The 19,821-nt window shown below is 57.9% G+C and carries 21 protein-coding genes; 12 read left to right on the top strand and 9 right to left on the bottom strand.

Going from position 1 to position 19,821, the window contains the following annotated elements; genetic code table 11:
* Positions 1 to 9: 9 nt before the first annotated feature.
* Together ACK3EW_RS17275 and ACK3EW_RS17270 are read left to right on the top strand one after the other, a co-directional pair.
* On the top strand, positions 10 to 567 hold the full coding sequence (locus ACK3EW_RS17275; RefSeq protein WP_493807135.1) for a YdeI/OmpD-associated family protein: 558 nt from the start codon (positions 10 to 12) through the stop codon (positions 565 to 567).
* 18 nt (positions 568 to 585) lie between these two features.
* Positions 586 to 1,761 carry a winged helix-turn-helix domain-containing protein gene (locus ACK3EW_RS17270; protein WP_493807134.1) on the top strand — a complete coding sequence of 392 codons (1,176 nt, stop codon included), beginning with the start codon at positions 586 to 588 and terminating at the stop codon, positions 1,759 to 1,761.
* A gap of 15 nt (positions 1,762 to 1,776) precedes the next feature.
* On the opposite strand, the gene ACK3EW_RS17265 is transcribed toward ACK3EW_RS17270, so the two are convergent.
* Genes ACK3EW_RS17265 through ACK3EW_RS17255 form a run of 3 tightly spaced genes read right to left on the bottom strand, consistent with a single transcriptional unit; the run spans position 1,777 to position 4,269 of the window.
* Positions 1,777 to 2,769 carry an adenosine kinase gene (locus ACK3EW_RS17265; protein WP_493807133.1) on the bottom strand — a complete coding sequence of 331 codons (993 nt, stop codon included), beginning with the start codon at positions 2,767 to 2,769 and terminating at the stop codon, positions 1,777 to 1,779.
* Positions 2,766 to 3,410 carry an endonuclease III gene (nth, locus tag ACK3EW_RS17260; protein ID WP_493807132.1) on the bottom strand — a complete coding sequence of 215 codons (645 nt, stop codon included), beginning with the start codon at positions 3,408 to 3,410 and terminating at the stop codon, positions 2,766 to 2,768. The genes ACK3EW_RS17265 and nth overlap by 4 nt, the downstream gene beginning before the upstream one ends.
* A gap of 49 nt (positions 3,411 to 3,459) precedes the next feature.
* On the bottom strand, positions 3,460 to 4,269 hold the full coding sequence (locus ACK3EW_RS17255) for a GNAT family N-acetyltransferase (protein ID WP_493807131.1): 810 nt from the start codon (positions 4,267 to 4,269) through the stop codon (positions 3,460 to 3,462).
* Positions 4,270 to 4,393: 124 nt separating this feature from the next.
* Between ACK3EW_RS17255 and ACK3EW_RS17250 the strand changes: the two genes are divergently transcribed.
* From ACK3EW_RS17250 to ACK3EW_RS17240, 3 genes are all read left to right on the top strand, one after another.
* Positions 4,394 to 5,227 carry a methylated-DNA--[protein]-cysteine S-methyltransferase gene (locus ACK3EW_RS17250; RefSeq protein WP_493807130.1) on the top strand — a complete coding sequence of 278 codons (834 nt, stop codon included), beginning with the start codon at positions 4,394 to 4,396 and terminating at the stop codon, positions 5,225 to 5,227.
* Between the two features lie 116 nt (positions 5,228 to 5,343).
* Positions 5,344 to 6,012, top strand: a complete 669-nt coding sequence (locus ACK3EW_RS17245; protein ID WP_085632426.1) for a YiaD family glycine zipper/OmpA-like lipoprotein — start codon at positions 5,344 to 5,346, stop codon at positions 6,010 to 6,012.
* 130 nt (positions 6,013 to 6,142) lie between these two features.
* Positions 6,143 to 6,697, top strand: a complete 555-nt coding sequence (locus ACK3EW_RS17240; protein ID WP_493807129.1) for an NADPH-dependent FMN reductase — start codon at positions 6,143 to 6,145, stop codon at positions 6,695 to 6,697.
* On the opposite strand, the gene ACK3EW_RS17235 is transcribed toward ACK3EW_RS17240, so the two are convergent.
* Positions 6,698 to 7,375 carry a sugar transferase gene (locus tag ACK3EW_RS17235; RefSeq protein WP_493807128.1) on the bottom strand — a complete coding sequence of 226 codons (678 nt, stop codon included), beginning with the start codon at positions 7,373 to 7,375 and terminating at the stop codon, positions 6,698 to 6,700.
* A gap of 920 nt (positions 7,376 to 8,295) precedes the next feature.
* Here ACK3EW_RS17235 and ACK3EW_RS17230 point away from each other — a divergent pair.
* The 6 genes from ACK3EW_RS17230 (at position 8,296) to ACK3EW_RS17205 (ending at position 12,063) form a co-directional block, all read left to right on the top strand.
* Positions 8,296 to 8,910, top strand: coding sequence for a ribonuclease D (locus ACK3EW_RS17230; RefSeq protein ID WP_493807127.1), 615 nt, complete (start codon positions 8,296 to 8,298; stop codon positions 8,908 to 8,910).
* Between the two features lie 17 nt (positions 8,911 to 8,927).
* Entirely contained in the window at positions 8,928 to 9,521 is a 594-nt protein-coding gene (locus tag ACK3EW_RS17225; protein ID WP_493807126.1) for a hypothetical protein, read from the top strand.
* The gene (lptA, locus tag ACK3EW_RS17220) at positions 9,521 to 10,009 is read left to right on the top strand and encodes a lipopolysaccharide transport periplasmic protein LptA (protein ID WP_493809755.1); all 489 of its coding nucleotides are present in this window, start codon (positions 9,521 to 9,523) and stop codon (positions 10,007 to 10,009) included. The genes ACK3EW_RS17225 and lptA overlap by 1 nt, the downstream gene beginning before the upstream one ends.
* Positions 10,009 to 10,767 (top strand): LPS export ABC transporter ATP-binding protein, encoded by a 759-nt coding sequence (gene lptB, locus ACK3EW_RS17215; protein ID WP_493807125.1) that lies wholly within the window; start codon positions 10,009 to 10,011, stop codon positions 10,765 to 10,767. Before lptA ends, lptB begins: the two co-directional genes overlap by 1 nt.
* A gap of 225 nt (positions 10,768 to 10,992) precedes the next feature.
* Positions 10,993 to 11,556, top strand: coding sequence for a ribosome hibernation-promoting factor, HPF/YfiA family (gene hpf / locus ACK3EW_RS17210; RefSeq protein WP_493807124.1), 564 nt, complete (start codon positions 10,993 to 10,995; stop codon positions 11,554 to 11,556).
* A gap of 42 nt (positions 11,557 to 11,598) precedes the next feature.
* Complete coding sequence (locus ACK3EW_RS17205) at positions 11,599 to 12,063, top strand: PTS sugar transporter subunit IIA (RefSeq protein WP_493807123.1); 465 nt, start codon at positions 11,599 to 11,601, stop codon at positions 12,061 to 12,063.
* Between the two features lie 13 nt (positions 12,064 to 12,076).
* On the opposite strand, the gene ACK3EW_RS17200 is transcribed toward ACK3EW_RS17205, so the two are convergent.
* From ACK3EW_RS17200 to ACK3EW_RS17185, 4 genes are all read right to left on the bottom strand, one after another.
* A complete protein-coding gene (locus ACK3EW_RS17200) occupies positions 12,077 to 13,510 on the bottom strand; it encodes a sulfotransferase family 2 domain-containing protein (protein WP_493807122.1) in 1,434 nt (477 codons plus the stop codon).
* Between the two features lie 3 nt (positions 13,511 to 13,513).
* Complete coding sequence (locus ACK3EW_RS17195) at positions 13,514 to 15,220, bottom strand: DUF5927 domain-containing protein (protein WP_493807121.1); 1,707 nt, start codon at positions 15,218 to 15,220, stop codon at positions 13,514 to 13,516.
* The gene (locus tag ACK3EW_RS17190) at positions 15,217 to 16,203 is read right to left on the bottom strand and encodes a glycosyltransferase family 2 protein (protein ID WP_493807120.1); all 987 of its coding nucleotides are present in this window, start codon (positions 16,201 to 16,203) and stop codon (positions 15,217 to 15,219) included. The genes ACK3EW_RS17195 and ACK3EW_RS17190 overlap by 4 nt, the downstream gene beginning before the upstream one ends.
* Positions 16,204 to 16,270: 67 nt before the next feature.
* Positions 16,271 to 17,440 (bottom strand): glycosyltransferase family 4 protein, encoded by a 1,170-nt coding sequence (locus ACK3EW_RS17185; protein WP_493807119.1) that lies wholly within the window; start codon positions 17,438 to 17,440, stop codon positions 16,271 to 16,273.
* Positions 17,441 to 17,469: 29 nt separating this feature from the next.
* On the opposite strand from ACK3EW_RS17185, the gene ACK3EW_RS17180 reads away from it, so the two are divergent.
* The gene (locus tag ACK3EW_RS17180; protein WP_493807118.1) at positions 17,470 to 18,717 is read left to right on the top strand and encodes an IS256 family transposase; all 1,248 of its coding nucleotides are present in this window, start codon (positions 17,470 to 17,472) and stop codon (positions 18,715 to 18,717) included.
* A 213-nt stretch (positions 18,718 to 18,930) separates the two neighbouring features.
* Here the strand turns inward: ACK3EW_RS17180 and galU are convergent, their stop codons facing one another.
* Positions 18,931 to 19,821, bottom strand: coding sequence for a UTP--glucose-1-phosphate uridylyltransferase GalU (galU, locus tag ACK3EW_RS17175; protein ID WP_493807117.1), 891 nt, complete (start codon positions 19,819 to 19,821; stop codon positions 18,931 to 18,933).

Below are 19,821 nucleotides of genomic sequence, written 5' to 3'. Positions count from 1 at the left end.
TACGCGCCCATGACCGAGGTCGAGGTCAAATCCCGCGCCGAGCTGCGCGCGTGGCTGGCCGAGAACCACACAAGGACCGAGGGCGTCTGGCTGGTCGTCTACAAGAAACACACCGACCACTACCTGCCGTGGGGGGATGCGGTCTCGGAACTTCTGTGTTGGGGGTGGGTCGACAGTGTCACGCGTAAGGTGGACGCGGATCGCTCGTCTTACCGCATAGCGCCGCGCAACCCCAAATCCGCATGGTCGGCGGTCAACAAGGCCAAGGTCGAGGAAGTCCGCGCCGCGGGATTGATGACACCCGCCGGTGAAGCGCTGATCGCGGTGGCGCAGGCCAATGGCATGTGGGATTTCCTTGACGATGTGGAGCGGCTGGAACGGCCCGACGATCTCACCGCCGCGATGGGAGATCTTGTTCCAGTTTGGGACGACTATCCGAAATCGGTCAAACGCGGCACTCTGGAATGGATCAAGACCGCCAAGAACGAGGCAACGCGCAGGAAACGGATTGCCGATGTCGTCAGTTCCGCTCAGTCAGGTCTCCGGCCCAGCCCGTTCCGCCGATAAACTGCCGTTGGAGATGTTGTGACCGCCCTCAAAATACCGAACCGGACCGCGCGACAGCTTTGGCTTGCCACAAACGGGCTGGGGCAGTCACCGACCGGTCCACTTGATCTGGGCGCGCTGATCCCTGATCTGGGCTTTGTGCAACTCGACACGATCCAGGTCGTGTCGCGCGCCCATCACCATATCCTCTGGAGCCGCAACCAGAATTACCGCGAACCGATGCTGAACCGGCATCTGGCACAGGATCGCGGCGTATTCGAGCATTTCACGCATGATGCCTCGGTCCTGCCGATGACGTTTCTTCCGATGTGGCAGCGACAATTCCGACGGATGCAGGACAAAGTCAGCCGGTCGTCGTGGTACGGCAAACATCTGGCCGAAGATCACCTTGACCATATCCGCCGCCGCATCACTGAGGAAGGGCCACTTTCGACCCATGACTTTGATACCAAGATCCAAGGCGCACGCGAGATGTGGAAACGCCCGCCGCACAAGATCGGGCTGGATTACCTTTGGTATGCCGGGGAATTGGCGACCTGTCACCGGGATGGCTTTACCAAGTATTATGATTTGGCCGAACGGGTTTTCCCCGAAGACTTGCGCACCCAAGATCAACCAGATCGGGAGCAGATCGACTGGTTATGTCATGCGGCGCTGGATCGGATCGGCCTTGGAACTTTGGGCGAGATCCGCAAGTTCTGGGATGCGACAGAGGTGTCCGAGGTGGCGGGCTGGGCTGACCGCCATTCTGCAACCACGCTTCCAGTCGACATCGAATCAGCAGATGGCGGCTGGACCAAAGCCTTTGCAACGCTGGATATCGAAGAACGGATCGCAAACCTTGGACAGCCCACGTCGCGGTTGCGCATTCTCAACCCGTTCGACCCCGCGATCCGCGACAGGGTGCGGCTGAAGCGGCTGTTCGGGTTTGACTACACGGTCGAGATGTTCGTGCCTGCCGCCAAGCGGGTTTGGGGGTATTACGTGTTTCCCCTCCTGGAAGGAGACCGTTTTGTCGGACGCGTCGAGGTCAAGGCGGATCGCAAGCGAAGCACCCTGACGGTGCAGAACCTCTGGTGGGAACCGGGTGTCCAGCCGTCGGCGCAGCGGGTTCGCAAGCTCGAGAGTGAACTGGTGCGCTTTGCACGGTTGGCTGGGGTGTCGGACATTGTCTGGCTGACAGCCCCGGCGTGACCCCGGTTCGCCGGATCAGATCAATCCGGCGGTCTTGAACAGGTCTTGCAGGTTGGCTTCGGGGCGTGGTCCGATATGGGAGATCACCTCGGCGGCCGCAACGCATCCCATGCGCCCTGCGGTGTCCATGTCGCGACCTGTGGCAAGGCCGTAAAGGAACCCGGCGGCAAACTGGTCGCCAGCGCCTGTGGCATCGACCGGCACAACCTTTTCGACGGGAATGTCATAACGTGCGCCTTCGTGGATGATCGACACACCATCGCCTGATCGTGTGCACACCACCAGCGGGCAGATTGCGGCGACAGCGGCCAGATCAGCTTCCAGATCGTTGTTCTGATAAAGCGACATGATCTCGGCCTCGTTGCCGATCACGTAGTCCATTTCGTGTTCGATCAGGTTCAGAAAATCGTCACGGTGGCGTTCGACGCAGAACGGGTCAGAAATTGCGATCCCCGCTTTGCCTCCTGCGGCGCGGCAGGTGCGGGCGGTGCGGATGAAAGCGTCTTTGCCCTTGTCCTTGTCGAAAAGATAGCCTTCGAGAAACACCAATTCGGCTTCAGCCGCCACATCTTCGGACACGTCTTCGGGCCCCAGTTCAGCCGAGATGCCCAGATAGGTGTTCATCGAGCGCTCACCATCCGGGGACACAAAGATCATCGACCGAGAAGTGGGCAATTCGCCACCCGGGACCGGCGCGTTGACGAAATCAGTGCCGTCTTTTTCCATCGCATCTGCGTAGAAACGCCCCAAAGCATCGTCATGCACCCGCCCGATGAAGGCGGTGCGCAGCCCCAGATTGCCAAGCCCGGCCAGTGTGTTGGCCACCGACCCACCCGGCGTCTGTACGCGCTCTTTCATTGCCGCATAGAGCGTTTCGCCGCGTTCGCGTTCCACCAGTTGCATAATGCCTTTCTGGATGCCCATCAGGTCCAGAAACGTGTCTTCTGCGCGTGCGATCACGTCGACAACGGCATTGCCGATGCCGACAACCTGGTATTTCTTGCTCATTCGGTTTTGTCCTCGAATTGACAGAGTTCGCGGATCACGCAGACGCCGCATTTGGGTTTTCGGGCAACACAGGTGTAGCGCCCATGCAGGATCAACCAGTGATGGGCGTGATGCTGAAAATCGACCGGGATATGGTCTTCGATGGCGCGTTCGACTGCGACCACGTCTTTGCCGGGGCAGATGCCGGTGCGGTTGCCGACGCGGAAGATATGCGTGTCCACCGCCTGACTTGGATGGCCCCACCACATGTTCAGAACCACATTGGCCGTCTTGCGCCCCACGCCCGGCAGGCCTTCCAGTGCGGCGCGGGAATTGGGCACCTCGCCGCCATATTGATCGACAAGGATCTGGCTGAGCTTGATGACGTTCTTGGCCTTGTTGCGGTAAAGGCCAATGGTCTTGATGTGTTCGATGACGCCGTCTTCTCCAAGCGCCAGCATCTTTTCCGGCGTGTCGGCAATCTTGAACAACTCGCGGGTGGCCTTGTTCACACCTACATCGGTCGCCTGCGCTGACAGAGCGACGGCAACGACCAGCGTATAGGCGTTGACGTGCTCAAGCTCGCCCTTGGGTTCAGGGTCCACCGCCTGAAAGCGGGTGAAGATCTCGCCGATCGTGTGATAATCGAGTTGTTTTGCCATCGCCGTCTTATGGCCGGGGGCGGGCGGGGGCTGCAACGGAAAACTGACGTTACTTGGTCAGACGTCCCCCGGCCATCAGCTCTGGATCGATGGCAATAACGACATGATACGGCGATGGTCCAAAGCCAAGCTGCGTGCACAGCGCCTCGGACGGGGTGTTGCCGGTTCGGATGCCGGTAAAGAACTCGGTCATGCCGTGCCGACGGTTCATTTCGTCCAGCACTATTGCACCAAGGCGGCTGGCGATGCCCTCGCCCCGTCGGTCCGGGTGGGTGGACAGCATGCCCCACCAGCACAGCCCCGGCCAGTCTGAGGCGGGGTGGTACATCTCGACCGAGGCCGAAGTGCCGACGATCCGCCCTGACGGTTCGGCCACATAAGCGCAGACTGCTGGCCGTTCGAGGCCGCGTATGAATGGTCCGAGCGGCAACATCATATCGCAAACCTGCGTCACCGCATCAAGACCGGCCATGATGTCGGCAGGCGTGTCCGGCCCCACGAGGCCCAAAGTCAGGTCATCGGCAAAGGGCCGGGCAGCCAGACGCGCGCGGGCCAGCTGCAGGGTTTCCGCACTGCTGCGCCAATCGACGAAGCTGTCGGTTTTCAGCCCTTCACCCTCCAGCGCGGCAAAGCGGGCGGCAACGTCCGCCTCATGTATATGCTCACAGGCCGAGGCGCCCATCTCGCGGGCCATGGCGACCTGGCGCGACAGTGGAGCGACCTCGGGCGACGCCAGTGCCAGCGCACGCCCGTGGGTGGCGATGGCGGGATCATCACGCAGGTCCTGCCATTTTGCCCATACCCGCGCCTGCAGAGCCTGCGAGGATGGTGGGCCAAAGGTTTCAACGGTCTTGCTCATGATTCAGCATGGCACGACACTACGGCTTTCCAAAGTGGTATCGCGTAAAGCGCAAAAACCGGGTCGCGCCGTGCGCGCGGTTGCGCCAAACAGGACCGCAAATATGGCAATGAGGGGCCACACCATGTCCGAGACCCAAGGCTATCATTTCCACGTCATGCGCCGCGCGCTTGATGTGATCGACGCAAGCGGACCGGCTGTTTCGCTCGATGACCTTGCAGCCCAGATGAACATGAGCCCCGCGCATTTCCAACGAGTGTTCTCGCGCTGGGTGGGCGTCAGTCCGAAACGCTATCAACAATACCTGACGCTGGGCCACGCCAAGGCGCTTTTGGCGGAACGGTTTACCACGCTGGAGACCGCCCACGAGGCAGGATTGTCCGGTGGCGGACGGCTGCACGATCTCTTCCTGCGTTGGGAGGCGATGAGCCCCGGCGACTTTGCCCGCAAGGGCGAAGGTCTTACGGTGTATTGGGGCTGGTTCGACAGTCCGTTTGGACCCGCGCTCGTGATGGGCACCGAAAAGGGTCTATGCGGCATTGGCTTTGGCGCTGAATGCACCGAGGCCGAAGCGATGCTCGATCTGCAAAGTCGTTGGCCCAATGCAACCTATGTCGAAGCGCCAGACAAGCTTGGTCCTTGGGTGCGCAGCGCCTTTGGACAGGCCGACGGTGACGTTCCGTTGTTCATGATTGGCGCACCGTTCCAGATCAAGGTGTGGGAGGCGCTGATGCAGATCCCCTCGGGCCATGTCACCACCTATTCCGAGATCGCTGAATTCATCGGTCACCCCAAGGCGGTGCGTGCGGTTGGAACGGCGGTGGGGCGCAATCCGATCAGCTATCTGATCCCGTGTCACCGTGCCCTGCGCAAATCTGGTGGATTGGGTGGCTATCACTGGGGTCTGCCCGTCAAACGCAGCATCCTTGCGTGGGAATCCGCGCGCGTCGAAGCCTGAGCCCTGCGCGGAAATGCGCCGATTTCCCCGCGACAATCGGGTTCTGCCGGGGTATGTTATCGCATAGCAGCAAAGAGACCCCTACAGTCGGGCATAGATAGACGAGGCAAAAACCTATGACATTTACAAAACTTCCCATGACCGTCGCGCTGTGCAGTGCCATCGCACTCTCGGCGTGTACGACCGGCAATTTCAACAACCCGAACGATCCGAACCGCCAAACCAAAAATGGCGCTTTGATCGGCGCCGGGACCGGTGCGGTGATTGGCGCTCTGATGGGCAATGATCCCGAAGAGCGTCGCCGCAACGCAGCCGCAGGTGCGATCCTTGGTGCAGGTGGCGGTGCTCTCATCGGTAACCAGCTTGACAAGCAAGAGGCTGATCTGCGCGCCCAGATGGGCAACAGCAACGTCAACATCCAGAACACCGGCGACCGTCTGATTGTGACGCTGCCGCAGGACATCCTGTTTGCAACCGACAGCGCAACACTGCGTCCTGACTTGCAACGCGACCTGCGCACCGTCGGTCAAAGCCTGTTGGCCTATCCGGACACCACCGTTCAGGTTCTTGGCCATACCGATAACACAGGCGATGCAGGGTATAACCTGAACCTGTCGCGTCAGCGTGCGCAATCCGTTGCGAACATCCTGATGACCGAAGGTGTTCCTTCGTTCCGTATCCAAAGCATTGGTCGCGGTGAAGATCAGCCGCTTGCAAGCAACCTCACACCGGAAGGCCGGGCGCAGAACCGTCGGGTCGAGATTGTGATCCTGCCCAACGCCTGATCACTGATCATGTCCCACATCAAGGCCCGTATCTTCGTGACGCGGGTCTTTTTTTTACGGCTGGTCGCTTTTCGCTTGTCGGAAGGGCGGCGTGCGCCACCTGTCATCGTGACTGGTACGGAGTAGACTTATGGCAGATTTGAAGCTTGTGGGCCTGTGCGGATCTTTGCGTGGTGCCTCGACCAACCGACTTCTCATGCTGGAAGCCGCACGGCGCTTTGGGGAGGCGGAATTCATCGAAGGTAATCTGCGGTTGCCACTTTACGATGGAGATCTGGAAGATCAGTCCGGCATTCCCGAGGCGGTGCAAATTTTGGCCGATCAAATCGCAGCAGCAGATGCTGTCATTGTCGCGACCCCTGAATACAACAAGGGGATCTCGGGTGTGCTGAAAAATGCGTTGGACTGGATCAGTCGGACGAAAGGAACACCTTGGGCCAATAAACCCGTTGCCATAATGTCGGCTGCGGCTGGCCGTGCTGGAGGAGAGCGGACCCAGAACATGGCGCGCCTGTGCCTCACGCCGTTCCGCCCTCTTCTGTTGACCGGACCGGAAGTGATGGTCGCGGCGACGTCAAAGCAGTGGGATGATCAGGGACGGCTTATCAATGAATTGAATGCCAAGGCCTTGGATGATCTCATGCGGGCCTTGCGCCATCATGCGGTTGCGCACCGGTCTGCCTGATCAGCAGCCGGTGGCTTTCGTTACAACGCTGACGGTCTTCAGCATGACGGTCAGGTCCTGCGCCAGGGTTACCTTGCGCAGATATTCTGCGTCGTAGCTGGCACGCTCGGCAAAGCTGCTTTCGTTGCGAACAGACACCTGCCAGAAGCCAGTGATACCGGGGCGCAGTGCATAGTATGCCGAACCGGGGTACATCGACTGCTGCTCGACCATCATCGGGCGCGGTCCAACCAGCGACATGTCGCCTTTCAGAACGTTCCAAAGCTGCGGCAGCTCATCCAGCGATGTCTTGCGCAGGATTCGGCCGACTTTCGTGATCCGCGGGTCGTTGCGCAGCTTCTGGTTCCGGTCCCATTCAAAGCGGGCAGCCGTGTTTGTGCGCAGGTGCTCTTCAAGCGCGACGTCCGCATTCATGACCATGCTGCGGAGCTTCCACATCTTGAAGGTCTTGCCGAACCGACCAACGCGTGTCTGGTGGTAGAACGGAACTCCGCCGTCCTTGGCGATCATCACAGCGCAGATGGCGATGACCAGCAGAACTGCCGGGGCGGCCATGACGACTAGAAAGATGTCGAGAGCCCGCTTGAAGTAATTACGATAGACGTCGCTCTTGTTCGACTTCGAGAACGCGGCATTCACTATCGTTTCGATTTCGACGCTCGGTCCTGGTTGACGCATGTGCAGTGTCATTGAACACCCTGTTGACCCTTTGCTCGGGCCGCATGCTGGGTGCCGCAGGCATGAAAATATCGGTTGCTCGCCGCGCTATGCTGCGAACAGGATTGATCCGATCAAGAAGAATGGTGGTCAGGTTTTCAGGCTATGTGGCAGATTTCAGCAGACGAACCTTTTGCAACTCCCAAGTGGAAGCACCAACCCCCAAGTGCCTTACGAATATGCGGCAGAATTGTGACCTGCCAAAGCATGGTATCTTTATGGCGGTATGCCTCAATTTGGTCAACTTTCGGAACGGGGGAAAACTTTTTCGTGCATTCCCAGTAAAAAGTTCTCTCTATGCGTGTTTTTCGAGTGTGTCCATTTTGGAAAAAATCCAGCAATCAATCACATTTATCGCCAGCCCACTAAAATCCCGGACCTTTGTGACGTGTCGTTGTCGATGGTTAAGTCGCCGCGCTGCGGTGACCCTAGGTCATCTGCGTTTTGTTGACAGATCGGTAGGAAAAAATGCTGCATCTGCAAGATTGGCCATCTCTTTTAGGTAATTGCATATCGCTAAAGATAAACTAGTATCTTTAGATCACACGTAGCGGTGAAAGATCGACACTTTCGATTACCACATCGCCAACGATACAGATGCATGACTTTGGACATTATGTGATCAATTGTTTCAAAATGCGCATATGATCCTCCCCAATCTGTCGCACGGCAGGCCTGCGCGCCCGTGGATCACGGAGTGAAACAAATTGAAATACTTTTGGTATAATTGAGTCTATCTTTAGACAGCGTTTGTCACGATTGAGCCCGAATCATGTCTGAAAAGTCAGAATCAGACGAAAGTGTGGCGAGCTTGGGCAGGTTGCGCCACAATCGGTGAAGGTCTATCTGCCTTCAAACTTCTCTGAGCAGGATCGAACGTGATGACCCACACTGTCCATTTCCGTGACCTTCCCGATGACCTTGATTTGGGGCCAGAGGTTGCAATCGATTGCGAGACGATGGGTCTGCACCCGCATCGCGATCGTCTATGTGTTGTCCAGTTGTCCAGCGGAGATGGCACCGCGCATCTTGTGCAGATCGAAAAGGGTCAAACCTCGGCTCCCAATCTGGAAAAGCTGTTGGTGGATCCGACGGTGCTGAAGCTGTTTCATTTCGGTCGCTTTGATATCGCTGCCATGCAGAACGCCTTTGGTGTCGTGACGGCCCCGGTGTTCTGCACCAAGATCGCAAGCCGCCTTGTCAGGACTTATACCGACCGTCACGGTCTCAAGGTTCTGCTGCAGGAACTTCTGGGCATCGATATTTCCAAGCAACAGCAATCCAGCGACTGGGGCTCCGAGACCCTGAGCCAAGCACAGGTCAACTATGCAGCGTCGGATGTTCTGTATCTGCACAAACTGCGCGACGCCTTGCTTGCCATGCTCGAACGCGAAGATCGTGCAGATCTGGCGCAATCCTGTTTCGATTTCCTGCCGACCCGTGCACAGCTTGATCTTGCGGGTTGGCCGGACACCGACATTTTCGCCCATAGCTGATCGCGCGGTCATATAATATGTATTCGCGCTTGATCGCCTGGCTGAAGATCCTGCTTCCGCTGGGTGCACTTGCGCTGTTGTCCACCATCTTTCTGTATTCGCGTGGTCCCGATCCCATAGCGACCATCCCGTTGCTGACGGGTGGGGCGGACCCGACGCTGACTGAACAGATCGGAGGCCCGTTTTACGCGGGAACAACCGAAAATGGGCAAGGTCTGACTCTGGCCGCCCGTCAGGCGCGGTTCAGCAACCCTGAAAGCTCGGGTATGATCGCGGATGACCTGCGGGCGATCATCGACGTGCGCGACGGCAATCGGATTGTCATCGACGCCACGCTTGGCCAGATGGAAGAGGGCGACCGACTTTTGCTTCGTGAAGGCGTCACTCTGGAAAGCAGTTCCGGATACACAGTGCGTACCGAAGGCCTTAATGCCGAGATCAACCGCGTTGCCATTGAAAGCACATCTAATGTCGAAGCGGATGGCCCCGGATTGACCCTGTCAGCGGGAAAACTCCGAGTTGAGGAGGATGAAACAACGCGGGACATTCAGTTGCTGTTCACGGATGGGGTAAAGCTGATATACATCCCGCAACAAGACGGGGCCAAATGATGATCCGAACAGTGATGACCGTACTTGCGGTCGGGGTGGCGAGTTTCGCGCAGGCGCAGGCGCAGGGGACAGAGGTTGCCTTTGGCACCGTGCAGCAAGACACATCGCTTCCAGTTGAGGTCAGTGCGGATTCGCTGTCGGTCTCGCAGAATGATGGATCGGCTTTGTTTACGGGCAATGTCGTCATCGGTCAGGGCGAAATGCGCCTGTCTGCACCGCGCGTTCTGGTGTTCTATACCGAAAACCAAAGCGGGGTTGAACGGCTCCAGGCCACCGGCGGAGTGACCCTTGTTAATGGGGATCAGGCGGCGGAAGCCGAAACAGCGGAATACGAAGTCAATCGCGGCACCATTCGCATGGTTGGCAACGTGCTTTTGACGCAGGGCGCGAACACGCTGGTGTCCGACAGTATGGATGTCGATCTCGAAGCGGGCACCGCCCTGATGAACGGTCGGGTGCGGACCGTGTTCCAATCAGGCGACAACTGATGGCGGGCCCGAACCTCTCTGTCACCGAAGGAGAAAGCGGGCTGATCGTCCGGCATCTGCGCAAGAGCTATAAAAAGCGCGTCGTGATCCGGGACGTGTCACTTGAGGTGCATCGCGGCGAGGTGGTGGCCCTGCTTGGCCCAAACGGCAGCGGCAAGACCACATCCTTCTATGCGATTGCCGGGTTGGTGAACCCCGAAGGGGGGCAGGTGCTGATCGACGGACAGGACGTGACCTACCTGCCAATGTACCGCCGTGCCCGGATGGGAATCGGGTATCTGCCGCAGGAAATGTCGATCTTCCGCGGCATGAGCGTCGAGGATAACATCAGCGCCATTCTCGACATCAGCCAGCCGGACCGCCACAAGCGGCGCGAACGCTTGGAAGAGCTGTTGGGCGAATTTTCCATCGAACACCTGCGCCGCGCGCCTGCGCTGGCGCTGTCGGGTGGCGAACGCCGCCGTGTCGAGATCGCCCGCTGTCTGGCGGCTGATCCCAAGTACCTGCTGCTGGATGAACCCTTTGCCGGGGTGGACCCGATCAGCGTCGGAGACATCCGTCATCTGGTTGCCGATCTCAAAAAACGTGGCATCGGTGTGCTGATCACCGATCACAACGTCCGTGAAACGCTAGAGATCGTGGACCGCGCTTACATCTTGCATGATGGCAAAGTTCTGATGTCGGGTTCACCCGATGAAGTGGTGCGCAATGAGAACGTGCGCAGGGTCTATCTGGGCGACAGTTTCCGCATCGGATAATTCCCGCGCCATTTTACGGAAACCATTGACACGAAGCCCGCGCAGGATTGAAATGATCTCATGGCGTTTGAACACTCAGACCGTCAAGTTCCGCTCCGCCTGCCACCTCGGCTGGACAATGAAACACAACGGTCAGTACGCCATCTACCTTTTGCTTCCGAACCTGTCGCCCGGCCCTGCCGGTGCAGTTCGGCTGCAGAACCAAAACAATAAAAAGGACATCCTATGCGTTACCAGATAACCGGCAAACAGATTGATGTAGGTGAAGCCCTTCAGACCCATGTGCAGACCGAACTGGACGCGATGTTGGCCAAGTATGCCGGTCGTCCGACGGATGCGACCGTTGTCTTCTCCAAGAGCGCCCACGAGTTTGTTTGTGAGACAGTGGTTCACCTGTCCACCGGTTTGAACGCCACCGCCAAGGCACATGCGACAGAAATCTACGCAGCTTTCGATGCCTGTTGCGAAAAGATGGACAAGCAGCTGCGCCGCTATAAGCGCCGTCTGAAAGATCACCACAAGGACCGTACGGAACCAGTTGAACTCTTTGGGGCATCCTCATATATCCTCGCCAGCGAAGTTGATACACATGACGACGAGCCTGAATCGTTGCAGCCCATTATCGTCGCCGAGATGGAGACCAAGATTCCGTCCCTGACTGTGGGCGAGGCGGTGATGCAGATGGAGTTGGCAGGACTGCCCGTTCTGGTGTTCCGAAATGACAAAAAGGACGGTGTGAACGTCGTATATCGCCGCGAAGATGGAAACATCGGCTGGATTGATCCATAATATCGATATACGGGCGTCCTGCGTCCCAATAACGAGCAGCACATGAAATTTGCAGACCTTTTGAATTCAAAGGCCGTCAAGGCGGTGACAAGTGCATCCAGCAAGAAGCGCTTGATGCACGATATCGCCGACGTGGCCGAGTCTGCCTATGGCATCTCTGCTCAGCGCGCCGTCGAGGCGTTGCTCGAACGCGAAAGCCTTGGCCCCACCGGTGTGGGCCATGGCGTTGCTCTGCCTCACGCGCGGCTTGACGGGGTTGAATCGGTGGTGGGCGTATTCATCCTGCTGGAAAAGCCGATTGATTTCGAAGCGATCGACCGCCAGCCTGTGGATGTGATCTTTGCGCTGTTCGCACCCGAAGATGCAGGCGTCGAACATCTAAAAGCTCTGGCCCTTGTGTCGCGTACTCTGCGGGATCAAAGCTTTTGTGCGAAACTGCGGGCGAACCCCGATCCGGCCACGCTGCACACCATCATCACCGAAGCTCCTGCTGTGCAGGCGGCGTAAGCAGAGCGGCTGCCTAAGCAGGCGTGCGGAAGTCGGAAAATCCAAACATCGTGTAGTCACGCGGATACGCGTCGCGGCATAGCTGATCCAGCGACTGGTCGTAGATCTGCGACAAACGCCGGGTGTTTGCATCTGGTGCGCTGTTAAACTCCGGGGGGGCGGTGACCCCAAGCTGAGCCGCAATCTGCGGCAATGCATCAGGCAGGTCGTCTTCGCGTAAAAGGCGGTCGGGAAGACAAAACTCTGACATTCCTTGAAGGCAGGCCACTTGGCTGGCCCAATGCGCGTCGACACGGATACTGGTCTGGCCGTTCAGATTGGCCCGCAAGAACCGCAAGAACCCCTCGAACGCGGCCTTGTGCGCCGACGGACCATAGCCGGGGTCATTTGCATCCTCTGGCAGATCCAGATCGTGAAACCGTGCCAGTTGCTGGCGGATTTTGGCAAAGCTGCCCGGCCCGGTGTTCAGGATTTTGTCGCAAAAGGCCGCATGAGCGCGTGCCAAAGGATGACGCAGCACCGTGAACCGCTGATGTCCGGGATTGTCCTGCAACCAGCCACGCAAGCTTTTCTGATTGAAATTCGTGACGCGTTCGGTCCCCGCGCCATCCAGCTCTGCCATCCATGCCGTGACCCTGTCTTCCGGCCCCGAACGGATCGGCAGATAGAGAAGAGGATGGCGGGCACAGGCCACATAGCTTGGCACAACGGGCCCGCGTCGCGGTTCGAAATTTGGTGTGCGCGTGAGATCGAACCGGTCAAGCGCGCGCAGCGCCACTTCCATCTGGCTGTAGTTAACCACCTTGTCCGACAGAGGCTGTGGGTTCTGTGGCTTGAGGTTGGCCTGAAAGACATCAGGATTGGCCTGCGCCCCAAGCCAATGTGCAAGCCCACTAAGCACTTCTGTATCGTGCAGGTCGTCATAGCCGATATAAAACGCGCTTTGCCCGGTCACTTGCAATGCGCGCATGACCTCAAGTTGAAAGCTTTGTGTCCGGCCCAGATGGCGCTCAAATTCAGGCAGATCGAAATGAGCCTGCGCTTCCTTGCGGTTCTTGACGTTGGTCAGCTTCCACTGATCGGTCGCCCGTGCGATCTTGAGACTGATGTAGCTGTCCAGCGGATTGCGGGTGAGAATGATCTTTGCGCAGCGCGGATCCGACAGGATTGGTGCAAGGACCCGCGGATTATGGTCGTGGAAATAGCGGAACCCGCCTAACCCATCGGTCTTTTCACGGATCGCCCGCAAAAGGCGGTCGGGATTGTCTTCGCGCTGCCGGTGGGTGATGCCAAGTATGTCATCGCGGTTCGGGTAGCCGATGAAATTGGGGTTGAACGCTTCTCCGTGGCAGGTCACGCCGTTGATCTGGTTCAGGTAATCTTCGAGCAGATTGGACCCTGTTCGCATCTCGGGGAAAACGACAAACAGATCTAACGAACCAGCCACGCGTCACTTCTTCACAAGATAGGGGCGGGGGCGCGGTGCGTTCAAAGCTGGGCCTTGGGCAATCGGATCGGCAGGGAAGTCACCCATCAGATAAGGGTGCATCCCCTGGTTCTTGAGGTTCTGCAAGAACTGCCCAAAGCCAGCCAAGTCCACCATTTTGGGCGCTTCGGTCAGACGCCGGTGCGGTTGCGTACCGATTTCATCCACGATGACCTGTATCGCTTCCATCGGGCTTTCAATGAACTCTGCCATCGTCCAGATGCGTCTGCGGCATTTCGAATAAGGCGACCGCAAAGCATCCAGCATCTCGGTCTCGATCTTCTGCAACTGCGCCGCCTCGCGCCGCAACTCGGCAAAGCTCTGGTTCGATTGGAACAGCGGGATCGCCCAAGCGCCACTGATGACAAAAACCTGTGCGTTCGGATCTTTGGCGATGTCCCACACAACGTGACGCGTGCTGCTTGGGCCAAGCTGGAAACATTGGCGTTCGCCGCGGGTGTTCCACAGCAGGTTCGTCAGGAACATCTTGGTGTCGTAGTCGCGCAGCGTCGCGTTGTCGGACAATGCGCCATTCATCACCGTCTGGCCATCGGCGAAATGCGCCCTGTCAGGCGCAAACAGGTGCCCATGCACCCGCGCGCCAGTGACTTGCGCCAGCCACGGTTGAAAATCGGTGAAAAGCTCTGTGAATCCTTGGAATACCGAATACTTGGCGGCAGTGACCCCGTTCTCCCAATCCTCATTGGGGAACCGGCTCTGCATGTAAAGCCCAGGCCGCCCTCGCGTCCGCCGATCCACCGCCTTGGCGAAGATGCGGTCGATTTTACCGGGGTTGGGTTCCTGCAGGCTCAACTCACCGGGTTTGGGGCTCAGAAACGTCTCATACAGTCGGTCGGCGTTGTGCCAGATTTTGCGCGCAACAAAGCAGTCTGACCGACGCAGCAGTTGCAGGTGATCATCATAAAAGATGTGCGGCTTGCCTTGGAAATCGAACTTCGAGAGCGTCAGAGATCGGCTGACGATGTTGGTCGAATACAACCGGGACAACGTCTGGAAATAGCTTTCATCGGGAATCCACACATGGCGGAAATAGCGGTCGTAGACCTTGCGCTTGGGGTCTTCGAGGATCGAAGCCAAAGTCTGGCGGGTAAGGCACCACCACTGGCTGCCCATATGCGGCGTCAGACCATCGGGGATCTTGCGCTTATATCCAACCTTGCGCTGCAATTCGACAAAGCGGTCAAACAGATACCGATTGCGCCGCCATGAGAACGGGAACCGCATGGTGAAACGCTCTTCATCCAATCCGCCAACCGTCCAAGGGACATCCGCGGTTGTTGCGCTTTCTATGTGATCGGTGCGCGGCCGCGCCTTGAGATAGTCGATCAGTTCCTGAACCGGGCGCAGCGGCAGGCATGACCCGGACGTGAGGTAGACATGGCTGACATCTTCGAATTCGGCCAACATAAGTTCGCTGGCGTTTTGACTGGCCGCGACCAGACCCCACGTGCCCCAGTCGCAGCGATGGCGGCGTGAAAAGCGCACCAAAGGATCATCGCTCAGCCGATCGGTGAAAATCTTATAGCGCTTCGGCGACACAACCTGATCAACATGGATCACCACTGGACAGCCTGCCTTGGTCCAGTGACGTGCGACTTGCTCGGCCCGATGAAGGGCCGTGTGCGCGAGCATGATGATACCGATGCTCATGCCCAGTTGCCCATCGACATGAGGCCAAGAATTTCAAGCTGGCGCCAGTTGATGTATTTTTCGGACCACTTGCACCACAACTCGGGATTATCCTGCAGCGCATTCGCATAGGCGACGTATTCAAGGCTGCCCGCGTAGTGTTCGCGGCGCTCCAGCTCTTCCATCGCTTTTTCATTGAACGTGCTGATGAACTTTGTGTGCAACAGAACACCAGACGCTTTTTCACCACCCCATTCGTCGTAAACCTTGTTCAGACCGCGTGGCAAAAGCATGTGGGTCGAACTGGCATAGGCGTATCGGTGGTGCCATTTGACCAGCGGGATCTTGTTCAACGCAGGCGCAGCTTCGGGTCGGTCGGCAAAGAACACCCGTGCGCGTGGTCCCCCCTGAATCCAAAGGTTCCCCAAAAGATGATTGCGTTTCAGCGTGTAATTCCCGGAATCGAACCAAGACGCGATTTCCATCGGGTTCTGGCCCGCCTGATAAGGCACCGCGTCGATGCGCCCTTTGGGGTACATGTCAACCAGCATCGCACTGAACGACCGGATCGAGGATGCATCCAACCAGTCCGTCAGGGCGGGCAGCGGACGCGAGTCGCAGAACGGGTAGACGAAGAATTCATCGGGATCGACGGTCAAGCACCAGTGATCATGGCCATATTTGCGCAGCAGCCAATTGATCCAATCCATGCCGAAGCGGGACCGCTTGTAGCTTTTGCGGCTGTGCCAAACCGATACATCGGGTTGCTCGGCCAGCAACTCGGCGGTGCCGTCCGTGCTGTCATTGTCGACAATAAAGAAATGGGAGATCCCCATTTCTCGATAATACTTAAGGAAGTAGGGCAGGCGCACGCCTTCATTACGAACAGTGCAGAACAGGAGGATATCCGTTTTGCGGATCAGGTCCGTGCGATTGGACACAGGTTTTAGCTCGCGGCGTTTACGAAACGCGCGAAATCTCCAGCGTTTGCGCTGAAGTCTCAAACCGTATCTTTGCACCACTCCCAAGAGTCAGCTGCCTGTGTTTGTGGTCGCACGCCACACGCCAGTATCAAAGTGATGTGAATAGTTGGTTGAAATGCTCCTGCCAAGTCGGAGTCTCTAAAGACATAACCAAGTACCTTTCACCGCTTCGATCCCGACGTCTGTGCGCCAGTTTTTTAATTTCTTGCTGCCAAAGGTAGCAATCAGACGCATCTGCGTAAATAGGCGAGTTGCCGAGGACTTCCTTGAAAACGGGTAAAGGGTTGCAGATCAGCGGAACGTCCAGTCGGATTGCCTCGAGAGCCGGATAACCAAAGCCTTCGGCAAGGCTTGGGAAAAGCAAGCCATTACTCTGTTCAAGAAGACCCCACATCTCTTGATCGGACAGGGCGGGAAGCTCGTGCACATTGGGCGGAGACTGATCCAGCCGATTGAAAACGTCTTCGTTCATCCAGCCTCGGCGCCCGCAAAGAACAAGGTGCGGATCGGTTGCACCGGTAAACCCTTTCCAAACGTCCAGCAGGAAACCGACATTCTTGCGGGGCTCTATCGTTCCGATCGCCATAAAGTATGGCTTGCCTGTCCAAGACCCGGTTGGCGGATCATCAACGCGAATATCCGGGAGCCCTGGAAGGATAACGCGGACCCGATCTGCCGTAAGATGGCGGGCATCGGACAGAACACGTGTGCGCGTGTCCGATGAATTGCAGAAGACAAAATCGGCATTGCGATCGACCCTGTCAAAAAAAGCCCTGAAGGCCTGACGCGATTTTGGAGTTTGAAACTCCGGCCAGTCCAGTGGGATTGTATCATGCACGTAGACTGCGATGCGAAGCCCTTTGCAGGTGCGCAGGCTATGCACGATCACGTCGTTGAAATTGCTTTGCCCGACATTCAGGAAAACCGCGCCTGCAGGCAGGTTTCGGTTCAGCATCTTTGCCAAGCGTGACGGTATGGCTCGGTCTGTCGCGATCCGGCGCAGGCCAGTTTCCGTATTCGCCCGCGCGGCATCCTGTGTTCGGGATAAGCGGGACAGCAAATCTGACTGTGTCCAGATCGGCTGATCGCAATGACTTAGCAGTTGGCTGCAGCCGTCTTTGTCCAGCAAAAGAAAGCCAAGCTTGGTGCGGACGAGGCCGAAAAGAGGGGCCGGATCGTCAATCGAGTTATGGCTGAATCTGGTGTCTGGGCGGTTTGAATGACGGCGGTGCATCTGGTTGGTTTGTTGTTGCGACACAAGCCACCATCCAAAGGAGCACCACCATCATGGACGACGCTACCATCATCGATTTTGCGGGTCGAGACGCCATCACGGACCCGCTGACAGACCTTCTGCGAAAAGGAGCCCGGGAATTGCTTCAGGCCGCTGTTGAAGCTGAGAGAGACGCCTTTCTCGCCGCGTTTGCTGAACGCCGGACAGCAGAAGGCCGTGCTGCGGTTGTTCGCAGCGGATATCATCCAGAGCGCGCGGTGCAGACCGGGATCGGACCGGTCACGGTGAAAGTGCCGAAGGTACGGGCGAAGGACGGCAAGCCCGTGACATTCCGCTCGGCGCTTGTGCCGCCCTACGTCCGAAAGGCCAAAACTATCGAAGCCGCGCTGCCCTGGCTCTATCTCAAGGGTATCTCGACAGGCGAAATGGGCGCGGCTCTGAAGATGCTCTTGGGCCCGGAGGCAACCGGTTTCTCTGCCAAGACAATTTCACGTTTGAAAGGCCAGTGGGCGGCGGAATACAATGATTGGCGCAAGGCCGATCTGAGCCGTGACGAGTGGGTCTATATCTGGGCGGACGGCATCTACAGCGGGCTCCGTGACACTGATGATCGGCTCTGCGTGCTCGTTGTGATCGGGGTCAACGCCCGTGGCGAGAAGCACTTTCTGGCCATTGAAGATGGCGTCCGGGAAAGCACGCAAAGCTGGCGCGAGGTGCTTCTCGGCCTCAAAGCCCGTGGGCTCGCTGCTCCGAAGCTGGCCACCGGTGACGGGGCCATGGGGTTCTGGGCGGCATTGGAAGAGGTTCTTCCAACCACGCGCCAACAGCGCTGCTGGATGCATAAAACGGGCAATGTGCTCAATTACCTCCCCAAGCGCACCCAGCCCAAGGCTAAGAAGATGCTTCACGACATCTGGCAGGCCGAGACCCGCGAGGATGCCCATGCTGCGTTCGATCTGTTCATCGAAACCTTCGAGGCGAAATATCCGAAGGCGACCGAATGCCTGATCAAGGATCGGGATGAACTGCTGACATTCTACGACTTCCCAGCCCAGCATTGGCAGAGCATCCGGACGTCAAACCCGATCGAAAGCGCGTTCGCCACGATCCGGCACCGGACCAAGCGCACCAAAGGCTGTCTCAGCCGGGACGGCATGCTTCACATGATGTTCAAACTCGGACAATGCGCTGAGCAAAGCTGGCGCAAGCTGCGCGGCTTCGTTCATCTCGCCGACGTCATCCAGGGCGTCGATTTCGTCAACGGCATCAAGCCAATAAACCAGCAGCTAACCGCCGCATGATGATCGCTTGGGCACCAGATTTGACAATAACTCTCGTCAATCAGGTGGTCGATATAGGCCCGTTCGATCCGGTCAATCCCTGTCGGACGCATCCCGGCACGCCGCACCGTCCGCGTGACATCCAGAAGATGCGCAGAACCGGGGCTATGAACGACAGGGGACACTGGGACACGGCCCCGCGTCGTGATGTGTCGGACGCGGGCGCGTCACGGATCACTCCGCTGCGTTTTCGATGTGCATCACCGAATTAAGGAAACCACGGAGGTCGTCTTTCAGATCGTCGCGCGCCAACCCGAAGGCCACCGTTGCCTGAAGGAAGCCCGCCTTCGAGCCGCAGTCAAAGCGCTGCCCCCGGAAGCGGTATCCGTAAACGCCGGTGCCGTCGATCTCTTGCGCGATGGCGTCAGTCAGCTGGATCTCTCCACCTGCGCCGGTCTTGAGCTTGTTGAGGTTCTTGAGCACTTGCGGATCGAGAATGTAGCGACCAATCACAGCAAGGTTGGACGGTGCGTCTTCTACGTTCGGCTTCTCGACCATGTTCTTGACCGAAACCATGGACCCCATGTCTTCCTTGATGTCGAGAATGCCGTAGCTCGACGTTTTCTCATGTGGCACTTCCATCGCGGCGACCATATTCCCGCCGGTTTCCTCGTAGGCTTCGACCATCTGCTGCAAACATGGCTTTTCCGCCGAGATCACGTCGTCTGGGAGCATGACGGCAAAGGGCTCATCCCCGATGAGGCGGCGTGCGCACCAAACGGCATGGCCAAGACCCAATGCCTTGTGCTGGCGCATGTAGGCGATGGCGCCGCTTTCCATATTGGTGGCCTTCAAATCTTCGAGGATGTCCAGCTTACCCTTCTTGCGCAGTTCGCGTTCGAGAAGGGGCGACTCGTCGAAGTAATCCTCAAGCGCACTTTTGCCGCGCGAAGTAATGAAAAGGAATTCTTTGATCCCGGCAGCGCGCGCTTCGTCGATCGCGTACTGCACCAGTGGCCGGTCCACGAGGGTCATGATTTCTTTCGGCACCGATTTCGTGGCCGGAAGAAAGCGTGTTCCAAGTCCAGCTACCGGGAAAACGGCTTTGGTCACTTTTCTACGCAT

The organism is Marivita sp. NO-S04 (assembly GCF_059070475.1).
Note: the sequence above shows the minus strand (reverse complement) of the source record. Positions and strands in the feature narration are given on the sequence as shown.